The sequence below is a fragment of the Pontibacter sp. MBLB2868 genome (assembly GCF_051904785.1).
GTDB lineage: Bacteria > Bacteroidota > Bacteroidia > Cytophagales > Hymenobacteraceae > Pontibacter.
The window spans coordinates 2,114,192-2,133,630 of record NZ_CP196710.1 but is presented as its reverse complement, the minus strand read 5'-3'; the positions used below and the strand labels follow the sequence as shown (position 1 = coordinate 2,133,630).

19 protein-coding genes are annotated in these 19,439 nt (G+C 46.4%); 11 read left to right on the top strand and 8 right to left on the bottom strand.

Annotated features, from left to right (window positions below; all coding sequences use genetic code 11):
- The first annotated feature begins 58 nt into the window (after window positions 1-58).
- From ACSX1A_RS09135 to ACSX1A_RS09120, 4 genes are all read left to right on the top strand, one after another.
- Window positions 59-1,399, top strand: a complete 1,341-nt coding sequence (locus ACSX1A_RS09135; protein ID WP_439883322.1) for a glycoside hydrolase family 2 TIM barrel-domain containing protein — start codon at window positions 59-61, stop codon at window positions 1,397-1,399.
- 226 nt (window positions 1,400-1,625) lie between these two features.
- Window positions 1,626-2,381, top strand: coding sequence for a nucleotidyltransferase (locus tag ACSX1A_RS09130; protein ID WP_439883321.1), 756 nt, complete (start codon window positions 1,626-1,628; stop codon window positions 2,379-2,381).
- A 3-nt stretch (window positions 2,382-2,384) separates the two neighbouring features.
- On the top strand, window positions 2,385-3,137 hold the full coding sequence (locus ACSX1A_RS09125) for a metallophosphoesterase family protein (RefSeq protein WP_439883320.1): 753 nt from the start codon (window positions 2,385-2,387) through the stop codon (window positions 3,135-3,137).
- A 217-nt stretch (window positions 3,138-3,354) separates the two neighbouring features.
- The gene (locus tag ACSX1A_RS09120; RefSeq protein ID WP_439883319.1) at window positions 3,355-4,422 is read left to right on the top strand and encodes a fatty acid desaturase family protein; all 1,068 of its coding nucleotides are present in this window, start codon (window positions 3,355-3,357) and stop codon (window positions 4,420-4,422) included.
- Window positions 4,423-4,492: 70 nt separating this feature from the next.
- On the opposite strand, the gene ACSX1A_RS09115 is transcribed toward ACSX1A_RS09120, so the two are convergent.
- From ACSX1A_RS09115 to ACSX1A_RS09080, 8 genes are all read right to left on the bottom strand, one after another.
- Window positions 4,493-4,975: a DUF4126 family protein gene (locus tag ACSX1A_RS09115; RefSeq protein WP_439883318.1), complete on the bottom strand. Its 483-nt coding sequence runs from the start codon at window positions 4,973-4,975 to the stop codon at window positions 4,493-4,495.
- A gap of 177 nt (window positions 4,976-5,152) precedes the next feature.
- Window positions 5,153-5,479 carry an acyl carrier protein gene (locus ACSX1A_RS09110; RefSeq protein WP_439883317.1) on the bottom strand — a complete coding sequence of 109 codons (327 nt, stop codon included), beginning with the start codon at window positions 5,477-5,479 and terminating at the stop codon, window positions 5,153-5,155.
- Between the two features lie 23 nt (window positions 5,480-5,502).
- Window positions 5,503-8,685 (bottom strand): efflux RND transporter permease subunit, encoded by a 3,183-nt coding sequence (locus ACSX1A_RS09105; protein WP_439883316.1) that lies wholly within the window; start codon window positions 8,683-8,685, stop codon window positions 5,503-5,505.
- An 80-nt stretch (window positions 8,686-8,765) separates the two neighbouring features.
- Entirely contained in the window at window positions 8,766-9,818 is a 1,053-nt protein-coding gene (locus ACSX1A_RS09100) for an efflux RND transporter periplasmic adaptor subunit (RefSeq protein WP_439883315.1), read from the bottom strand.
- 32 nt (window positions 9,819-9,850) lie between these two features.
- Window positions 9,851-11,206, bottom strand: coding sequence for a TolC family protein (locus tag ACSX1A_RS09095; RefSeq protein ID WP_439883314.1), 1,356 nt, complete (start codon window positions 11,204-11,206; stop codon window positions 9,851-9,853).
- 73 nt (window positions 11,207-11,279) lie between these two features.
- Complete coding sequence (locus ACSX1A_RS09090; protein WP_439883313.1) at window positions 11,280-11,741, bottom strand: GbsR/MarR family transcriptional regulator; 462 nt, start codon at window positions 11,739-11,741, stop codon at window positions 11,280-11,282.
- Between the two features lie 196 nt (window positions 11,742-11,937).
- The gene (locus tag ACSX1A_RS09085) at window positions 11,938-12,390 is read right to left on the bottom strand and encodes a hypothetical protein (protein ID WP_439883312.1); all 453 of its coding nucleotides are present in this window, start codon (window positions 12,388-12,390) and stop codon (window positions 11,938-11,940) included.
- A 345-nt stretch (window positions 12,391-12,735) separates the two neighbouring features.
- A complete protein-coding gene (locus tag ACSX1A_RS09080; RefSeq protein WP_439883311.1) occupies window positions 12,736-13,761 on the bottom strand; it encodes an SDR family oxidoreductase in 1,026 nt (341 codons plus the stop codon).
- Between the two features lie 193 nt (window positions 13,762-13,954).
- Here ACSX1A_RS09080 and ACSX1A_RS09075 point away from each other — a divergent pair, with 193 nt between their 5' ends.
- The 7 genes from ACSX1A_RS09075 (at window position 13,955) to ACSX1A_RS09045 (ending at window position 19,366) form a co-directional block, all read left to right on the top strand.
- The gene (locus ACSX1A_RS09075) at window positions 13,955-14,434 is read left to right on the top strand and encodes a vitamin K epoxide reductase family protein (RefSeq protein ID WP_439883310.1); all 480 of its coding nucleotides are present in this window, start codon (window positions 13,955-13,957) and stop codon (window positions 14,432-14,434) included.
- Between the two features lie 144 nt (window positions 14,435-14,578).
- Window positions 14,579-15,544, top strand: coding sequence for a cytochrome c oxidase subunit II (gene coxB / locus ACSX1A_RS09070; RefSeq protein WP_439883309.1), 966 nt, complete (start codon window positions 14,579-14,581; stop codon window positions 15,542-15,544).
- Window positions 15,545-15,546: 2 nt separating this feature from the next.
- The gene (gene ctaD, locus ACSX1A_RS09065) at window positions 15,547-17,223 is read left to right on the top strand and encodes a cytochrome c oxidase subunit I (RefSeq protein WP_439883308.1); all 1,677 of its coding nucleotides are present in this window, start codon (window positions 15,547-15,549) and stop codon (window positions 17,221-17,223) included.
- Window positions 17,208-17,762 carry a cytochrome c oxidase subunit 3 gene (locus ACSX1A_RS09060; RefSeq protein ID WP_439883307.1) on the top strand — a complete coding sequence of 185 codons (555 nt, stop codon included), beginning with the start codon at window positions 17,208-17,210 and terminating at the stop codon, window positions 17,760-17,762. The genes ctaD and ACSX1A_RS09060 overlap by 16 nt, the downstream gene beginning before the upstream one ends.
- Window positions 17,759-18,655, top strand: a complete 897-nt coding sequence (locus tag ACSX1A_RS09055; protein WP_439883306.1) for a cytochrome c oxidase assembly protein — start codon at window positions 17,759-17,761, stop codon at window positions 18,653-18,655. The genes ACSX1A_RS09060 and ACSX1A_RS09055 overlap by 4 nt, the downstream gene beginning before the upstream one ends.
- Window positions 18,652-18,882: a cytochrome c oxidase subunit 4 gene (locus ACSX1A_RS09050; protein ID WP_439883305.1), complete on the top strand. Its 231-nt coding sequence runs from the start codon at window positions 18,652-18,654 to the stop codon at window positions 18,880-18,882. The genes ACSX1A_RS09055 and ACSX1A_RS09050 overlap by 4 nt, the downstream gene beginning before the upstream one ends.
- Window positions 18,857-19,366, top strand: a complete 510-nt coding sequence (locus ACSX1A_RS09045) for a ubiquinol-cytochrome c reductase iron-sulfur subunit (RefSeq protein ID WP_439883304.1) — start codon at window positions 18,857-18,859, stop codon at window positions 19,364-19,366. Before ACSX1A_RS09050 ends, ACSX1A_RS09045 begins: the two co-directional genes overlap by 26 nt.
- Window positions 19,367-19,439 lie beyond the last annotated feature (73 nt).

Genomic DNA, 19,439 nt, shown 5'->3' with positions numbered 1-19,439 from the left:
TTATGAATAGGAGCTATTTAAATTTACAATATTGATTATGTTATAAATATTCATTTATATGTTCAATAACAGATTGCGCTTCTCTTTTTTTGCACTCTTCATTTTTTTTATTTCGATTTTCATCTGGGTGAGTTGCTCAACAAAAACTCCAGTTCAGGAGAAGTATGTGCGGAGGGATAGGAAGGTAGAGATCGTTAAAGAAGGCAACAGCTTTGTATTATATCGCAATGGAAAACCATACTTTATCAAAGGAGCTGCCGGATATGATTATTATGACCGCCTTGCACAGTATGGCGGAAACTCTATCAGGGTATGGCACACAGACGATGCACAGAAAATACTGGATGAGGCACAGAAAAACGGACTGACCGTTACCCTTGGTCTTTGGATGGCACGTGAAAGAGAAGGTTTCAATTATTATGATAAAGAGTCGGTAGCGGAGCAGTTAGAGGAGCTCAAGCAGGTCGTTGTTAAATTTAAGGATCATCCGGCCTTGCTGATGTGGGGTATTGGCAACGAATTATATGCCGATGGCTCCAATGTGAAAGTTTGGGATGCAGTGAATGGCGTGGCAGAGATGATCCATGAAGTAGACCCCGACCACCCGACCACCACCACTATCATGAACGTGCCTGACAAAGTAGTGAACCTGATCGTGGATCGATGCCCTGCGTTGGATGTTCTTTCCATTAATTCGTTTGGTGGCTTAAATTCACTGGGTGATGAAATCGCCAAAACAGACTGGACGGGCCCATACATAGTTTCTGAATTCGGAGCGAGAGGTTATTGGGAATCTTACTATACCTGGTGGATGGCCCCTATCGAGCAGACGAGCTCTGAAAAAGCTGAGTTTGCCAAACAGCGTTACCAGAAATCTGTACTTGATAATCAGGATAAGTGCCTCGGCTCTTACGTGTTCTTGTGGGGTAGCAAACAGGAAACGACCGGAACATGGTTCTCTCTCTTCCATAAAAAAGGTGAAGAGACTGAACTGGTGCATGTGATGCAGGAGATGTGGACCGGCAGAGAAAGCAAGAACAGATCGCCCTACATAGCTTTTGTGACCTTGGATCAAAAGTATGCATTTGATCACATCTACCTCAAGCCGGAACAAACGTACCAAAGCAAGGTTTTTACTTTCGACCCTGACCAGGACTCCTTACAGTTGGAGTGGCAACTACTGCCAGAAGTTGAGGCTGCAGATGGCAACACAGGTAAACAGGTAGAGCCAGCGCCTATCACAGGGCAACTACATGCAACAGGAGCTTCCAACGAGATTCTACTCAAAACGCCCGAAAAGGAGGGAGCTTACAGGCTGTTTGTCTATGTGCGGGATGGCAAGAATAATATAGCCACTGCCAATGTTCCATTCTTTGTAACACAACACCCGCTCCATTGAAAAATTTGCAGAAGTAATTCAATTAATTCATTGTTGCTCTTGTCTTAAAAGCTTTGCGTGGTCTGCGATTCCTGCTTATAAAGTATTTTTTAACAACCAACTGTAGTACAATCTAGTAAAAGTTTCTATTCGAGTTTAGTTAGAGTAGTGCAAAAACGGCATGTACAGACATGGTTTCTGATCGGGTTAGTTGCGGCTATTCTTTCTTGGTTAAATAAGACACATAATGGCAAAAGTAATAGAATTACAGGAGGGAATTCACCAGCAGAAGGCACACGACTTTTACAGGGAAGCCCTAACCATATTAGCCGATAGCAAAGTTGATTTTCTGGTGGGAGGAGGGTTTGCCTTACGTCTGTATACTGACATCATGCGTGATACAAAGGACCTGGACGTTTTCTGCAGGTCAGGTGACTGCCCCACTATCCTTAAGGCTTTTAAAGCGCATGGGTTTGATACCGAGTTAACAGATGCAAGATGGCTGGCGAAGGCTATTTCAGGGGAAAATTTTATGGATATTATTTTCAACAACCCTGGCAACCACTGCGCCGTGGACGATGGCTGGTTTGAGCGTTCCGTAAAAAGTGAGCTATTAGGTATAAAACTGCGAGTGATTCCCGCTGAAGCACTTATCTGGTCAAAATTATATGTGCAGAACAGAGAGCGTTTCGACGGAGCTGACATAAACCATATCATCTTGAGGTACGGTAAAAAGCTGGATTGGAAATGGTTGTGGGCACACATGGAAACCCATTGGCATCTTTTGCTGTCCCAGATACTCTCCTTTCAGTTTGTGTACCCCTCTGAGAGAGACCTGGTACCGAAATGGCTGTTCGACGAATTAATAAAAAGAGCGCAGGAGCAGTATGATATGCCGGTGCCAGTAGAAAAGATTTGCAGAGGACCGCTCATTGACCAGACGCAATACGCAACTGATATTACCGAATGGGACTATAAGGTAGTAACCATCAGATCTGTATAAAGCATGACAAAAACTTCAAAAGACACAAACAAGAAAACAAGAATTGCTGCTGTAGGCGACATACACGTACGTGAAACAGATACAGGAAAGTGGGAAGATTATTTTAAAGAGGTATCAGAAAAGGCAGACGTACTGTTGCTTTGTGGAGACCTGACCGATACTGGCCGCGTTTCGGAAGCTGAAGTGCTGGCACATGAATTAAAAGCCTGCTCTATTCCGGTAGTGGCTGTGCTTGGTAATCATGACTATGAACGTGATAACTACAAAGGAATCCGGAAAACCCTGCTGAAAGAAAACGTGCACTTGCTGGATGGTGATTGTGTTGTGATCGGCGATGTTGGTTTTGCGGGTGTAAAGGGATTCGGTGGCGGCTTTGATAAGGGCATGCTAGGGATGTTTGGTGAGCAAATGATCAAGGATTTTGTGCAGGAAGCTGTAGACGAGGCGCTGAAACTGGATGGAGCATTATCCAGGCTTGATAATGAACACGAAAACCTGAAAAAAATTGTTTTACTACATTATTCACCAATAAAGGCTACTGTTGTAGGAGAGCCAGAGCAGATATTCCCGTTTCTAGGTTCGTCCAGGTTGGCAGAACCTATCAATCGGAGAGAAGTTGTAGCCGCATTTCACGGACACGCGCACATTGGCACGTTAGAAGGTGAGACCTCGAAAGGAGTGAAAGTCTACAATGTTTCTAAACCTATCCTGGAGAAAGAAGGCTATAAATACCCGTTCTACCTGCTGGAAGTATAAAAAGAAGTAAACCAGGCAGCACTCTGAAAGCAGATAAGCCATACGGCTTCTGGAATAAGAGCGTCAGCATGCCGGTTTTGAATGATTTAGAGATGAAAAGCAGGCATCTTGAGGGTTAACAAACTATTATGTTAAAATATATGTTACTTTTACAACCAGTTTTGTCGCGGTCTTATATCATCGCTCCCAAACGCACCTAATTTTTTATTAATAAACTATGGCCGCACCTAAATTTAAGTCTCAAAAGGACTCTTTCCACGCCGAGCTCAAAAAACGCATCAACGATTATTTTCAGGAGGAGGGCATTTCCACCACAGGTAATTCTAAGCTATACATCAAAGCAATTATACTTACTGTCAGCCTTCTGCTTGTTTACATACACCTTGTTTTCTTTACGCCTCCAGCCTGGCTGGGTATCCTGGAGTGTGCTTTATTAGGTACCCTTACCGCAGGTATTGGCTTCAATGTAGTGCATGACGGTTCACACGGAAGCTTTAGCAAAATAAAAAAGCTGAACGAAATGGCCGGCCTTTGCCTCAATGTGCTCGGTGCAAATGAATTTATGTGGAACACCAAACACAACGTGATCCACCACGCTTACACCAACATCGATGGTATAGATGATGACCTGGATGCAGGTCCGTTCCTGAGACTTTGCGAAACGCAGAAACTACGAAAAATTCACCGCTACCAGCATTTCTACTTCTGGGCAGCCTATTCCATGCTTTTCTTTTTCTGGGTATTTTTCTCGGATTATCAGAAGTATTTTACCAAAAAAGTTGGCGCAATGCCACTTAAAAAGATGAAGGCTTCTGACCATGTTACCTTCTGGGCTTTCAAAGTATCACATATCATCTTCTTTGCGGTACTACCTATTATTACAGTAGGTTTCCTGCCATGGTTAATCGGTTTTCTGGTTTATGGCGTAGTAGTTGGCTTTGTGATGAGCATCGTATTTCAGTTGGCCCACACAGTGCGTGAGACGCACTTCCCGGTTGCCGAAGTTGCAACAAATAAAATGGAGGATGAATGGGCTATCCATCAGCTTAAAACGACTGCAAATTTCGCAACGAATAATAAGCTGGTTACCTGGTTCTCAGGAGGCCTTAACTTTCAGGTGGAGCATCACCTTTTCCCAAAGATATCACACATTCATTATCCGGCACTCAGCAAAATTGTAGCGCAGGCTTGTGCTGATTTTGGCATTCCGTACCACAATATACCTGGTATGCGCATGGCAGTAGTATCGCATGTGTCGCATTTAAAGCAGCTTTCAAGAGCTTAATAATAACCTTATAAAAACAGTAAAGCCACTCCCAAATGAGTGGCTTTACTGTTTTTATAAGTAACGTGTTTTAGCTTTTTGTTATAGCTAATCCGCTGCCAAGCATTATCGCATCTTCTATTACGCCACTAAAAGCATCCGGGAAACTGGTTTGTTTCCGGACCAGTTTTCTGAGGTAGAAACTGATATAGGTAGCAGCCACTGCGGCCGCTGCGCCTACTGCAGCACCGGTCATTGTTTTGTCTTTGTTAGCAGTAAATAAAGTAGCCCCAACCAAAGCGCCGGAAGCAGCACGTGTAAGCACGGATGGGATAGTGATCCTGTCAGGGATTCCGGGTATTTTATCACCAAGCATTTCTGAGGCCGCCATCACTTTAAGCCCGGTTGATACTGCCCCTGACTGCAGGTAGTGAAGTGGGCTGTGTGATAGCCGTGTAGTTGGGATCTTGCTCAGTTCATTGCTTAGCAGCGCAGGGGCTGACATGGCTCTCATGCCTGCCACGGCACCAAGCCCAATAGTTTTCCAGATATAACTGTCTTTATCGTATAGCATGTTTTTATGTTCTTTTTTGCTGTATACGGTAAAGTATGGCACTCAAGGTTTTTTTATTTTAGAATAGGCTTGAGGCTACGCCAGTATTGCTGTTCAATACCGGCTTTGTAGATATAAAGAAAAAAGGGAGGGAGAAACTAAGTTTCCCCCTCCCTTTTTTGCAGGTGCAAAACCAGCCTAACAGGCCTGGTTTAAATTCTGCTTGTAAATGAAGTCTACAAAATCATCTATCGTGTAAACCGGCACATCGTCCGGGATATAAATGCTATAAGCCTTCTCTACTTCAAGTATAATATCCACCACATCCAGTATGTCGAAGTTCAGCTCAGTCAGGTCATTAACCTCACTCAGCTTGCCGGGGTTAATTTTCTTCAAAGAACTTATAATACTTATAACTTCATGCCTGATGGCCTGGGTGGAAACAGCTACTGTACTCATGATACAATTAGTATAAAGGTAATAAAGGTCAAGGTAAGTATAGCGGGTGTGCAGACGTAATGACATCCGGACACCCGCTACATTATATTTTAAGCATGAACCTGATTCATTTTTGCTTCTTCCAGCACTAATGTCTCATGCTCAAGTTCTTCCAGCGACTTCTCTTCCAGCTCGATCTTCGTCTTTTTGTCCATACCAAGTTTGGCCAGGATCCTGTCGAAGATATAGTAGATCACCGGCACCACGATTAGCGTCAGGAACATGGAACTGCTCAGACCGCCTATCAGGGCCCATGCCAGTCCGTTCTTCCACTCTGCACCCGGGCCACTTGCCAAGGCAATCGGAAGCATACCGATCACCATTGCCAGCGTTGTCATCAGGATCGGGCGGAAACGGATTCTTACGGCTTCAACAAGTGCTTCCTTCACTTCCACACCTTCTGATTTAAGGTGGTTTGTAAAGTCCACCACCATGATGGCGTTCTTCGCCACCAGACCAATTAACATGATGATGCCTAGAATTGAGAAGATGCTCAACGTAGAAGCAGACAGGGCCAGTGCAAGCAAGGCACCTATGATCGCCAGTGGAATAGAGAACAGTACTACCAGCGGATACACATAGCTGTCGTACAGGGCTACCATGATGAGGTACACAAATATGATAGAAGCCATCAGAGCAAGACCAAGCGTACCAAAACCTTCTGACTGATTCTTAAGGTCACCACCGTAAGCTACCGTTACACCTTTAGGAGTATCCAGTTTAGCAAGTCTTTCCTGTATCTCAGCACCCACAGTACCGGTTGGTTTACCAATTACCTGCGAGTTGATTGACACGGAGCTGACACGGTCTTTACGTTCCAGTTTAGAAGGGCCTGACGACTGCCTGATATCGGCAAACTGGCTCAGGCTGATCTGCTGCCCTTTGTTGTTTGTAAATGTCATGTTACCGATATCGCTGGTATTCTTTCTATCGAAATTATCCAGGCGTATATTGATGTCATAGTCTTTTTCCGGGCCACGGAACTTGGCATCGGTATTACCGCTAAAAGCAGTTTGCATACCGGCTCCCACTTGTTCCAGCGACAAGCCAAGGCTTGCCATCTTATCGCGGTCCACAGACACAGCAATCTCAGGGTTACCATCTTCCACAGACTTCTTCACATCGGCAGTACCCTGCACCTGCTCTACTTCGGCAAGCACTTTATCAGAGAAAGCCATTAAAGAATCAAGGTCCTGACCAGAGAGAATTACCTGGATAGGAGCCTGGTTGGCACCACCCACCATACTTACCGGTAATGTGGTAAATTTCACACCAGGTATAGTTTCCTCCAGGTCAATCTTCACTTCACGTGAGAAAGCATTTGTAGAGAAAGCTCTTTCAGTGGCGTCCACCAGCTTCACATTCACTTCTGCCAAGTAAGCCGTGTTCTGGCCCGCTTGGGCTGATGTAGTCGTTCCTACTGTGGAGAAAATATTGGTAACTTCCGGGTGTTGCTGCAGGTATTCTTCTACTTTTCTGGTAGCAAAGTTTGTCTGTTCTACTGTAGCGTTCTTAGGCAACTCCAGCTGCACGATAAACTCACCTCTGTCACCGGCACTCACGAACTCACTACCAATAAAGCCAGCGGGAACTAGCGCTACCGTTGCAACCAGCATCAGAAGTGTGGCACCCAGCACAACTATTTTATGGCCGAAGGCCCACTGCAGAGCAGCTGTAAAACCATCGATCACATGGTCAAGGAAACGCTCAAAAGCCAGGATGAAGCGGCCAAAGATATTCTTGTCTGACAAATGCTCCAGTTTAGAGAAACGGCTTGCCAGCAGCGGAATCAGTGTAAAGGCTACGAAAAGGCTCAGGATAGTAGAAATAGCTACCACAACAGAGAATTGGCGCAGAATATCCGACACCAGGCCTGTAGACAATGCTATCGGCACGAATACTACCACGATCACCAGTGTAATTGATGTTACTGTAGCCGAAATTTCGCGGATACCATCGTAAGCTGCCTGGGCAGGCTTTTTGCCCATCTCCATATGGCGGTAAATATTCTCGATCACAACAATGGCGTCATCAACCAGAATACCAACTACCAGTGACAGGCCCAGAAGCGTCATCAGGTTAAGCGAGTAGCCCAGCAGGTTCATGGCAATAAACGTTGCGATAAGCGAAGCCGGGATAGAGATCATCACGATCACAGCGTTACGCAGCGAATGCAGGAATAGCAGCATCACAACAGCAACGAGCAAAATAGCCAGGAAAAGGTCATGGATCACGGCATCGGCAGCTTCCATGGTAAAAGTAGAGCTATCCTTTGCAATCGTAAACTTAAGCCCTTCTGCGGCATATGTCTCTTCTAACTGAGCCAGTGCTTTCTGCGTTTGCTCACTTACTTCCACAGCATTGGCATCCGACTGCTTCTGAATAGATAATCCGATAGAGGATATCGCATTTACACGGGTAAGCACTTCTGTATCTTTTTCAGCATCCTGTACTTCAGCTACATCACCAAGCCTTACGGAGCTGCCATTGGCATCTTCCTTCAGCACCAGGTTACGCAGTTGCTTCAGGTTTTCATACTTGCCTGCCAGGCGGATCAGGGTTTGACCGCTCTCATCCTTTACTTTACCAGTAGGGAAATCGAGGTTGGAGAAGCGTATTTTTTGCTGTACCTGAGAGATGGACAAGCCGTATGCCTGCAATTTATCAGCATTCAGATTCACTTTGATTTCACGTTCCTGGCCGCCAAGTACCTTAACCTGTGCCATACCCTGCACACGCGAAAGCTCTGGTTTTACTTTATTGTCGATCAGGTCATAGAACGCTGTAGATGACATATTCGCAGTGGCTCCCAATTGCATGATGGGCATGTCACTGAAGTCAAACTTGCCAAGCGAGGGTGCATCCGCATCGTCAGGGAGTTTACCCAAGATGGCATTTATTTTACGCTGTGCGTCCTGTAAGCTCTGGTCCACATCTGTTCCCTGCTTCAGCTGCACCACAATAATAGAGAAGCTTTCCTGCGAGGTTCCTTTGATCTCACTCACGTTCTCCAGAGAGGAGAGGGCATCTTCAATCTCCTTGGTAACCGAGTTCTCTACCTCTGATGGCGATGCGCCCGGGTAGAAAGTAGACACGGTTAATACCGGCGGACTGAACTTGGGAAGCAATTCATAGTTCAACGAGAAGTAGCTGGCCAGACCAAGTAAAGTCAGGATGGCAAAAACCACAACTACGATCGTTGAGCGTTGTATGGATATTTTCGTTATATTCATTTTACCTTATTTCAGATAGTTAAGCTGATTCACGGATCTCAGATTTTGCAGATCAGCTCTAAAATTTTTGATCGTGCTTCTTAAAGCACAGAAACTTTGGTACCGTTCTTTAAGTTGATCTGGCCTGAAGCAACTACTTTTTCGCCTGGCTGCAAACCACCTGTAACTTCTACCTGGTTTTCCTGCACACTACCAACTGTAATGTCTTTGATCATGGCCTGGCCATCTTTCACCACATACACCTGAGGGTTCTGTATACTTCCTACAATGGCTTCGCGGGAAAGAAGAAGTGCCTCACGCTGCTGATCCACATCAAAATAAGCAGTAGCATACATGCCGGCTTTGATAGGGTTGTTAGCAGAGTTTGCTACCTGTATCTCCACATTGTAATTAAGGGAATTATCGCCTTTGGCAGCGATGGCCTGAACAGTGCCTTCCATTGTTTCGTTACTCACTGCATCAGCTTTGATCCTTACTTTGCCACCTTCCTTGATAAGCAGCACGTCGCGTTCCGATACCTTCACGTTAAGCTTCAGCTTATCCACGTTCACAATATTGAATAGCTTTGTAGCAGGGCTAAGGAATGAGCCTACTTCGATGAACTTTTCATTGATCTGCCCGGAGATAGGGGACTTGATACTGGCATCAGCCAAACGCTTTTTAGCCGTTATCAGGTTAGCTTGCGCGTTGCTGAAACCAAGGCGCGCATCCTCCAGCTGTCTTTTTGTGATCGCATCACCTTCAGCAAGATTCTCGAACCGCTCCAGGTCACGCTTGCTTTTGGTATAGTTCGCCTGGGCACGCATCAGTTCTGCCTGCAGCAATTGTGTATCAACCTGGGCCAGTTGCTCACCAGCTTTTACATGGTCACCGTTCTGCTTGGATATTCTTACAACCTGACCCTGTGTTTCAGAAAGCAAGGTGAGATCCTGCACAGGTGTAAAAGTACCTTGTGCAGTAAATGACTTATCTATTTTACTATTTTGAGCTTCTGTAAGTATAACCGGGATAGCTTCGCTGCTGCGTTCTGCAATAGCTGCCGTTGCTGCCATCTCCTTCTTGTTGTTCATCAGTGTAAAGCCAATGGCACCCAGGGCCACAAGTACAGCAACGATATAAATAACCTTCTTCATGATACTTTATCTATTTCTTATTTTGATATTTCTTATTTAGTAAGAGAATCCAGTTCTCCTTTGGCTTTCAGATAATTCAACTGGGCGATCTTATACTTTAGCACCTCGTTGTTCAGGTTCGTCTTTGCCTCACGCAGCGTTACTTCAGAGTCCAGCAGGTCAGTCAGGGGTGAGATCCCTTCTTTGTAAAGCTTGTTGGTCGTATCGTATACTTCCTGTGCCAGGTCCACATTCTTTTCCTGTGCTGCAATAGCGCTCTGGCTGTTCTGTAACTGACTGATAGCGTTATTCAGCTCAACCATAACACTCTTGTTAAACTTTTTAATGTCAGTTTCATACTTCTGCAGCTCCAGTTCACGCTGTTTTACCTGCGAGCTTTTCTTAAAGCCATCAAAGATCGGGATGTTCAGCTGCAGGCCAACCACTGAGGTTTTGAACCATGGTGTTTCCGAATCAAACAGTTGCCCTTCGTTTCGCTGTGTCTGGTAAGCATAGCGGCCATAGGCAGAAAGCGTAGGATAGTAGCCAGAGCGGATGCCCTGTATCTCCAGTCCTTTCAACTCCTTTTGCTTGGCAAGTAACTGGTACTGCGTTCTGGCATTTGGCGCATTCTCAAGGTTAGCAGACAGCGTTTGCGCTTCCATATTGATCTCAGAAGCCTGAAGAGCGATCTGCTCTTCCAGCGGCATGCCCATAAAGAATTTCAGCATGTTCAGTTGCTGCTCATAACCGGTTTGCAGGCTTTTCTTTGTGTTCTCCAGGTTTGTTCTGTTTACCTGAATGCGTGTAACGTCCACTTTTTTCACCAGGTCATTCTTATACTGCAGGGTCAGGATTCTTTCCAGCTGCGCCAGTTTATCAAGGTTTGCCTCAATACTCTTAAACTGTTCCTTGGTCTGCTGCACCATAAAAAAGGCAGTACCTACATTGTAGATCACTTCCTCCTGTGTCATTTCTTTTCGCAGGCGATACAAGTCTTCTGCACTTTTTGCCGCTTTCAAACCAACAAAATAAGATTGGCTGAAAAGCAACTGCTGCAGTGTAACGCCTCCCTGCACGTTATAATCCTTACCAAATTTTACCGGCACATCAGTACCAGGCTTACCAACAATGGCACCCGGAAGGATCTGAGTTGGCAGGTTTGGGTAGTAATCAAATGTACCAGTAGCACTTACCTGCGGCAATCCGGCACTTTTGGCTTCGTTAATCTGGTACCTGGAGCCCATCTCATCATAAGTTGCTTTTTTGATGTCCTCGTTGTGCTCCAGCGCATAGTTTATACTTTCCTGTAGCGTCAACTCTTTCACGGTACTTCCGTCCTGCTCCTGTGCAAAAACAGGCTTCATGAGCAACACCATCAGGCCAATAAGTATTTGCTTTTTAATCACGGTATTGTAGTTTATAATTTTGTATCTATTACTATTTAGTTCTGAATAAAAAGAACTAATCTTATAAAAAATTTTATTTTCTGCTATTTTCCCATCTCTCAAGCAGTACAGGTAACTCCTGCTGCATGTACTCCAGGAAATCAATAAATTCTGAGAGGCAGCTGTTAAACTCAGATGATTTTTCTGACCTTGATTCCAACACTTCTATAAGTAAACTCTTAAAATTGATGATATTATTGAAGCGTTTTGTAAGGGAGTCGCGCCAGTTAGATGTCTTTAATTTGAAATAGCGTTTTCGGTCACCCGGAAAGGTAATGTACTCTACCGGGCCCGTTTCAATAAGCAGATTTAAGGCTGTACTGGTCGCACTCTTGCTAATATTAAGTGTTTCACGTATCTCATCAAAAGTGAGCTCTGGTCTATCGGAAACAAACATTAAGCCCATAATGCGGCCTGCAGCTGGCTGCATCCCCATTTTCTCATGGAAGACACCGATCTTCTCAATAAGTGCTTTCTTTTGTTCGGTTAAATTCATTATAAATTTTAGCTGTCGTTCTAGTTAAGAACAGCACAAAGATATAGTTAGTTCTTTTAGTTCGCAAATAAAAGAACTAAAATATTTTACATCCCTTTATTGGTTTTACTTGGCTGAGATTTAGCTTTATGAGCAGCTGTATAATTGTTCAGGCAGTAAAGGGTGCGGTTTTTCTGCTTGCAGAAAAACCGCTTGTCTAGTCTATTTTTTGTGAAGGATCACTTAGGGCGGGTAATTTATAATACTGGCGTTTAGGTATCAGCCAGGCCTTAGCCTCTTCAGTAGAATCGAAGAACTCAACCCGAACCGATTTGCCAAAAATCCTGTAAGCTTTTTCGCGAAGTATGTTTCCTGCTACAACAACCTGTTCCTTTGTATCGGGGCGAACAATAGCGAGGTATTCCAGGGTACTTTGTACAAGAATCAGGGCCAGAACTTCAGTAGTCCATTTTTGGTCCAGGCTGGCTATTTCGTTGATGCCAATGCTTTCATGTATCCAAAGTTTAATGTGGTTATTGTGTATCACCTCAGCAAGGTGCTGAAGTCCTGCACGATACTGTTCGCTGGTGAAGGGAGCAATCCATTTACTGTAAAGTAACTTGTTTTCAGGATCAACTCCGTATGATATTAATAATGAAGAATTTACCATGATGTTACCCTCCCTCGGCTGTTAGTGATTAAATGCTGTAACAGATGATACAAATTACACACCAACTTAGTATGAAAAAAGTGGAATCGATAAATTTTTTTTACTCTTGATCCCTCACTTCAGTTTTCTATATAATTGTGAAGCCGTTTGTTTGAAAAAAGACACGTGAACTTCAGTAGTCATGGTATAAAAGTTACTGAGATAATCTATTTTTTGGAAATACGAAGACGGGTATTCTACTTCCTGGTCTAATGCCAACCACAAAGTATACAATTTATGAAATATAGAAAAAAAGCTCACCGGTATGCATACCGGTGAGCTTTGCTTAGGGTGAAGAGTTTAAGATTATTCACCTTCATCCATAAAATGCTTTGCTGCCATAGTTCCTAATAATACGCCACCCAAGCCCAGAATACCTGTCAATATTTTGTTCTTGTTTTTGCTTAGCCAGAACTCAGGGCTAAAATCAGTTGCTTCTGCATCAAATGTTCCATGAGCGCCATGGTCTCCCGGAATTGGCTCCCATAGGTTGTTTTTTCGGTTCGGATCTTCCGGTATATTGGTTTGCTGCCCCTCAAAACCTGTTTTTGCTAAAATATAATCGCCTAGTTCCGGAGCAATCTTATCTCCCACAATCGCTTGCACTGTTGGGTATCCCACATAAATCTCGCGTCGGTCATGCTCGGCAGCGAAAACAATTGCCTTTGCAGCCACTTCTGGTTGATAGATTTTCCCCATAGGCTTTGGCTTGTTGGGTAGGCGTGTTTTCACAAACCCGAATTGGGTGGTATTCATGGCCGGTAGTTGCACCATAGTTACCTTTACCTTGCTTTTATCGTGCATCAGCTCGGACCTTAATGAATCAAAGAATCCCTGGATAGCATGTTTGGAGCCGCAGTAAGCTGACTGTAGTGGTATGCCCCTGTAAGCTAAAGCAGATCCGACTAAAATGATCGAGCCTTTGTCTCTGGGAAGCATGCGCTTTAAAGCTGACAACGTTCCGTAAACCTGGCCCAGGTAAGTAACTTCAGTCACACGCTTATATTCATCGGGTTGCATTTCCTTTATAGGGCTGAAAACACTGTTCATAGCATTATTTACCCATACATCTATCTCCCCGAGCTCTTCTTCAATTTTGGTGGCAGCATCATCCACAGCTTGAGCGTCAGCTACATCTACCTGCACATACACTGCTTTGCGGCCCATTTGCAGTACTTCATGCTTTGCACCCTCCAGCCCGTCTATTCCTCGGGCCAGCAGGCCAACATCATAACCGTTCTTTGCAAACTCCCGGGCGCAGGCACGGCCTAAACCTGCTGATGCTCCTGTTATAACGACAACTCCTTTACGCTCCATGTTATTTGTATCCATAGTTCATTCGTTCAAATATTGATTCTGTCTTTGCTGATGTTACGCCACCACCTGAAAGATTGTTATTAACAGCGGTCTATGCTGCAGAAACCAGTGTTTTCCACCAGATATTAAGGTACTAGTCTGAGTACTATGACATTATCAATAACTGCACTAGAATTCGGCTCGTAAACGAGAGCTAAACATTAAGCCTATGACATCACAAACTACAGTAATCGATAAAATTAGGAAGGACGATACCACTGCAACGCAGATGCGGCGTGAGATTGCAGCACTTTCAGCGGTTGGTTTAGTTGATTTCAGCCTGATTTCCCTTTTCCAGATGGGGTACATAAAAAAGTTACCAGACATACCTGCTAAAATCTTTGACACTCATAAAGTGAACACTTCGAAGGATGCTGTGCTTTTCGGAATGCCGGATGGTGTGATTAGTTTGGGTGGCTATGCCGGTACAATGTTTCTGGCCATGGCAGCCACCAGGTTCCGGAAGCAGTCGAGGCTATTGGACGTAGCAATGGGAGGAATCGTGTTAGGGCAGGCAGCTGGCGCAGCGCAGTATATGGTGCATATGGCTACAAAACAGAAAAGGATTTGTATTTACTGCTTAACTGGTATGGTTATTAATTTTTCGTCTGTAGTATCTCTGTACAAACTGTTTAAGAACCGTGACTAATAAGCCTATAGCCAGGGCAGAAACATGCATATAAACTCACCGCTCCCGGCTTTGTAAACTTTTACATTTTCGTCAAGTATAACAAAGCAGCAGCAGCAGCAGGAACTTCTCACCAGTTTGTGAAGCATTAAACAGAACTATTGCATGACAAAGGGCTTTACTATACACGCAACAGTTTTTTTATCCCTTTCTATCTTCGACCCGGCCTCTGTTGAGGCGAGCAAGCTGCTAAACCTAACAAACTACTTCATCATTGCTGCATTATTCATTTTGCTGATAGTGGTAGCACTGTTAGTTTATGTAGTCATAAAGTTCAAGGCAAAACCTGGGGCCGAAGAACCGGTACAGAGCGCAGGGAATAAAAAAGTAGAGGCCGTGATGATCGGGATCCCCTTCTTGATGGTGGTCGGGTTTTTTATTATGACTGTCGATACCATGCGGGAAGTTCATCCTGAAATAGCCTCGCAAACCCCTGATGTGATCGTGACGGGGCACCAGTGGTGGTGGGAGGCTCGCTATCCAGGAACTGGGGCCGTTACAGCCAACGAAGTGCACCTGCCTGTGAATAAAAAGATACTGCTACAGTTTGCCTCTTCCGATGTGATCCACGATTGGTGGGTACCGGAGCTGGGGCAGAAAATGGATATGTTCCCGGGCAAGACAACGCACCTGTGGCTTAACATAAAAGAGCCGGGTGTATACGAAGGCGTATGCAGTGAGTTCTGTGGCGCGCAGCATGCCTGGATGCGGGTGCGGGTGGTGGCGCAGGAGTGGGACGAGTACCAGCAGTGGCTGTTGCAAAAAGACCAGCCGGCGCAGGAGCCTGCTACGGCGCTGGCGCAAAAAGGGAAAGCCATCTTTAACCGCTCCACCTGCGGCAACTGTCACGCCATACGCGGTACGGTGGCGCAGGGGCAATCGGGGCCGGACCTGACGCACTTCGCTAGTCGACCTGTGATGCTCGCCGGCATGATGCCTACCACGGAAGAAAATCTGCGGGCGTGGCTTTCTGATCCGCAGGCGGTGAAGCCGGGAGCTCATATGCCACGCTTTATTTTTGAACAGGATTCTATCAATGCCCTTGTGGCCTATATCTCAGGACTGAAGTAAGAATGGGGAAACTACACATACCGGAACCTGAAACTGCCTTGCCAGGCGTAGAACTGGAAGACAGCCAGGGGCTGCTACAATGGATATCATCTGTAGACCACAAGCAGATCGGTATCATGTACTTGTGGATGGCGCTGTTCTTTATGCTGCTGGGAGGGGTAGGAGCCCTGCTGATGCGCACGCAGCTGGCGCTGCCACGCAATGGTTTCCTGGACCCGGAGCTCTACAACCAGATCTTTACGATGCACGGCACCACCATGATCTTTCTGGTAATGACGCCGGCTATACTTGGGTTTTCGGTGTACCTGTCGCCGCTGATGATAGGGGCCAACGACATGGCCTATCCGCGCCTGAATGCCTTCAGCTTCTGGATCGCCTTTTTAGGCGGACTGCTTCTATACTTCAGCTTTTTTGCCGGTGGGGCTCCGGATGCCGGCTGGTTTAACTATGCACCACTCAACCAGCGGCCTTACTCCCCCAGTCCCGGCATCGACTACTACTGCATCGGCCTGCTACTTGCCGGCACGGGCACGGTAAGTACGTCGGTAAACCTGGTTGTCACGATCCTGAAGATGCGGGTGCCAAGTATGAGTATGCGGAAGCTGCCGGTGTTTGTTTGGATGGTGCTGGTCAATTCCTTCCTGGTGCTGGCTTCGTTTCCGTCGCTGAATGCGGCGCTGGCGATGCTGCTACTCGACAGGCAGTTGCAGGCGCATTTTTTTGATAACGTAGGGGGTGGCTCGTCGCTGCTCTGGCAGCACCTGTTCTGGTTGTTTGGCCACCCGGAAGTATACATTCTCATTCTGCCTGCCTTTGGTGTGCTGTCGGAGGTGTTCCAGGTGTTCTCCCGTAAGCCCATTTTCGGCTATGCCTTTGTGGTAGCCTCGGGTATTGCCATTGCGTTGCTGGCCTTTGGCGTCTGGATTCACCACATGTTTGCCACCGGCCTTGGCATTACCGTGAACAGCTTTTTTGCCGCCAGCAGCATGCTCATCGGCATCCCGACAGGGGTGAAGATCTTCAACTGGCTGGGCACCATGTGGGGTGGCTCGCTGCGCTTTACCACGGCCATGCTGTTTGCCTGCGCGTTTCTGGTGGAGTTCACCATCGGCGGCCTGAGCGGAGTTTCTTTTGCCATAGTACCTATCGACTGGCAACTAACTGATACCTATTATGTAGTGGCGCACCTGCATTATGTGTTTGTAGGAGGCAGTTTGTTCGGCCTTTTTGCAGGGCTTTTCTACTGGTTTCCGAAAATGAGCGGGCGCATGATCCCGGAGAAGCAGGGTAAATGGTTTTTCTGGCTCTTCGTGATCGGCTTTAACCTGACGTTTCTGGTGCAGCACGCCTTGGGTGCCATGGGCATGCCGCGCCGCGTCTATACCTATCAGGACCTGCCCGGCTATACTATCCTGAACCTGATCTCCACGGCGGGGGCGTTTATCATGGGCTTCTCCATTTTATACCTGATGTATATTCTATATAAAAGTATAAAAAGCGGTAGTCCTGCTCCTGATGATCCCTGGGATGCCTATACGTTGGAGTGGCTTACCACCTCGCCGCCGAAGCTGCAGAACTTTGAAGAAGTACCCCCGGTGCAAAGTTTCCGGCCCCTGCGCGACCTGAAGCAGGAATATCCTTACTGGCAACAAGAAAATGATCCATGGAAAATAAACTGATGATGTACCTGGTAATCGGCACTGAAGCGATCTTCTTTCTGTCGCTGCTCTTCGGCTTTGTATACTTTGCCTTTGAGCCGGGGTACGACAGCCAGGCCTGGCAGATGCTGAACTTAAAATCAACAGGCATTTTCTCTGTGCTGCTTTTCTCGAGCAGCTTTACCTTCTGGCGTGCCGAAAAGAACTATAGAAAAGGAGAGGTGAAACACCTGAAGCGATGGCTGTTCGCTACCATTGTGTTGGGTGTGGTGTTCCTGCTCGGCCAGGGAAAAGAGTACTGGAGCCTGCTACACGAAAACCTGACCATCAGCAAAAATACCTTTGGCACCAGCTTTTACACAATCACAGGTTTTCATGGGCTGCATGTACTCATCGGCCTTATTATACTTGGCATTGTGCTTAAGCTGGCCGCCGCCGGTGATTTCGACAGACCCGGCTCTTCAGTGATAAGCACGGTAGGCATTTACTGGCACTTTGTGGATGTGGTGTGGCTGGTGGTGTTTACGGTAGTGTACGTTTTACCAAGGCTACTGCTATGAGACAAGTGTTGCTCGACATATCATTCTCAGATATTCCGCTGTGCGGCGTAAATACTGCGGCTGGTTCAGTATGGAATAACTGGTTGCTGAACCCGGGCATGTTAGTCATCTTTGTTGCTATGGCAGGTTTATACTTCCTGCTTTCAGGTGGCAGGCTGCAAAAAGGAGCCGGATTATACTTTGCAGCTTTGCTACTGCTTTTGCTGGTACAGACCTCTCCGCTCCATTTCCTGGCGATGCACTACCTGTTCAGTGCGCATATGATAAGCCACATTGTTATATTATTGCTGTGCGCACCCATGTTAGTGCTGGGGCTTCCCAAACAAGTGGCCCAAAAGCCAAAGAAGATATTCAAAGCTATCTCACAAATAATGATGCGCTGGCCCTGGCTGGGGTGGTTGAGTGGCATTGGAGTGATGTGGTTCTGGCATATACCGGCGGTGTTCGATGCTGCTTTCCCGGCCTCTCATACCGTATTCAACCTATTGCCACTGCTCCATACTTTTAGTTTGTTGGTTGCCGGAGTTTTGTTTGCCTGGCCGATACTGGGGCCGTTGCCAAAATATAGAATTAACCCACTTGCAGGGGTGGTATACTTGTTCACGGCCTGCATCGCCTGTTCGCTTTTGGGGTTGCTCATTACGTTTGCGCCGCTGGGCATTTACCACCATTACCTGGCTGCTGATCCGTATGGATTTGCCAGTACTATTCGCAATGGCTGGGGCATTACTACTGCTGTAGATCAGCAGATGGCCGGCCTGATCATGTGGGTGCCCTGCTGCTTTATTTACCTGAGCGGCTCTTTATACTTATTTCTTACCTGGCTATCGAGTAAAGAGGAGCAACCTGAATGGGAGAACAGCGGCTATAAACTGAAAAGAAATAAAATATGAAGCAGCAGGAGGAGAAGATAAAAAGAGAAGACTGGGTGAAGGCGCAGCCGCAGGAGCTACCCAAACCAACATACTACCCATTCTTCCTGGCATTGGGCCTGATCTTTCTGGGGTGGGGCATTTTAGCCGGCTGGATCATTGGCGTGGCCGGTTTTATCATCATCGTTGCCGCCTTAATTGGCTGGATAAACCTATTAAGACATGAAGCAAAAAGAAACAGGCGCTGAAAACCGCCGTCGTTTTTTAATGAAACTAAGTTTAGGCCTTGGAGGCGTTGCCGCAGCGGCGGCAGGCATACCCGTGCTTGGTGCGCTGTTTTCACCTCTTTTTGGCAAAGCTGAGCAAACATGGCGCACTGTGGGTAGCTTGCATGATTTTGCCATCGGTTCCACTAACCTGGTAACCTACGATAACCCTGACCCGAAGCCGTGGGCCGGCGTAACCGTACACTCCGCTGCCTGGCTGCGTCGCGACGATGAAAAGAACTTTATTGCTTTCTCTGTTAACTGTACCCATTTAGGTTGTCCGGTGCGTTGGGAGCAGAGTGCGGAACTGTTCATGTGCCCCTGCCACGGCGGTGTGTACTATAAAGATGGTACCGTTGCCGCTGGTCCGCCTCCTAAAAGAATGGTACAGTATGCTGTTAGAGTAAGGCGCGGGCAGGTGCAGATCCATACAGAACCGCTTCCGATCACGCATATCACGGCCTGAAACAGCTATGGGAAAACTCAAGAAAATGGGCCGCTGGCTCGACGACCGCACCGGTTTCTCCGACACGATCCTG

Bases quoted from the DNA above. Each gene is read 5' to 3' on its own strand.
- ACSX1A_RS09060 (WP_439883307.1), top strand. From the start codon at position 17,208: ATGGAAAATAAACTGATGATGTACCTGGTAATCGGCACTGAAGCGATC.
- ctaD (WP_439883308.1), top strand. From the start codon at position 15,547: ATGGGGAAACTACACATACCGGAACCTGAAACTGCCTTGCCAGGCGTA.
- ACSX1A_RS09045 (WP_439883304.1), top strand. From the start codon at position 18,857: ATGAAGCAAAAAGAAACAGGCGCTGAAAACCGCCGTCGTTTTTTAATG.
- ACSX1A_RS09110 (WP_439883317.1), bottom strand. From the start codon at position 5,479: ATGTCATTACGTCTGCACACCCGCTATACTTACCTTGACCTTTATTAC.
- ACSX1A_RS09130 (WP_439883321.1), top strand. From the start codon at position 1,626: ATGGCAAAAGTAATAGAATTACAGGAGGGAATTCACCAGCAGAAGGCA.
- ACSX1A_RS09050 (WP_439883305.1), top strand. From the start codon at position 18,652: ATGAAGCAGCAGGAGGAGAAGATAAAAAGAGAAGACTGGGTGAAGGCG.
- ACSX1A_RS09080 (WP_439883311.1), bottom strand. From the start codon at position 13,761: ATGGATACAAATAACATGGAGCGTAAAGGAGTTGTCGTTATAACAGGA.
- ACSX1A_RS09115 (WP_439883318.1), bottom strand. From the start codon at position 4,975: ATGCTATACGATAAAGACAGTTATATCTGGAAAACTATTGGGCTTGGT.
- ACSX1A_RS09055 (WP_439883306.1), top strand. From the start codon at position 17,759: ATGAGACAAGTGTTGCTCGACATATCATTCTCAGATATTCCGCTGTGC.
- ACSX1A_RS09120 (WP_439883319.1), top strand. From the start codon at position 3,355: ATGGCCGCACCTAAATTTAAGTCTCAAAAGGACTCTTTCCACGCCGAG.
- ACSX1A_RS09075 (WP_439883310.1), top strand. From the start codon at position 13,955: ATGACATCACAAACTACAGTAATCGATAAAATTAGGAAGGACGATACC.
- ACSX1A_RS09085 (WP_439883312.1), bottom strand. From the start codon at position 12,390: ATGGTAAATTCTTCATTATTAATATCATACGGAGTTGATCCTGAAAAC.
- ACSX1A_RS09135 (WP_439883322.1), top strand. From the start codon at position 59: ATGTTCAATAACAGATTGCGCTTCTCTTTTTTTGCACTCTTCATTTTT.
- ACSX1A_RS09090 (WP_439883313.1), bottom strand. From the start codon at position 11,741: ATGAATTTAACCGAACAAAAGAAAGCACTTATTGAGAAGATCGGTGTC.
- ACSX1A_RS09100 (WP_439883315.1), bottom strand. From the start codon at position 9,818: ATGAAGAAGGTTATTTATATCGTTGCTGTACTTGTGGCCCTGGGTGCC.
- ACSX1A_RS09125 (WP_439883320.1), top strand. From the start codon at position 2,385: ATGACAAAAACTTCAAAAGACACAAACAAGAAAACAAGAATTGCTGCT.
- coxB (WP_439883309.1), top strand. From the start codon at position 14,579: ATGACAAAGGGCTTTACTATACACGCAACAGTTTTTTTATCCCTTTCT.
- ACSX1A_RS09105 (WP_439883316.1), bottom strand. From the start codon at position 8,685: ATGAATATAACGAAAATATCCATACAACGCTCAACGATCGTAGTTGTG.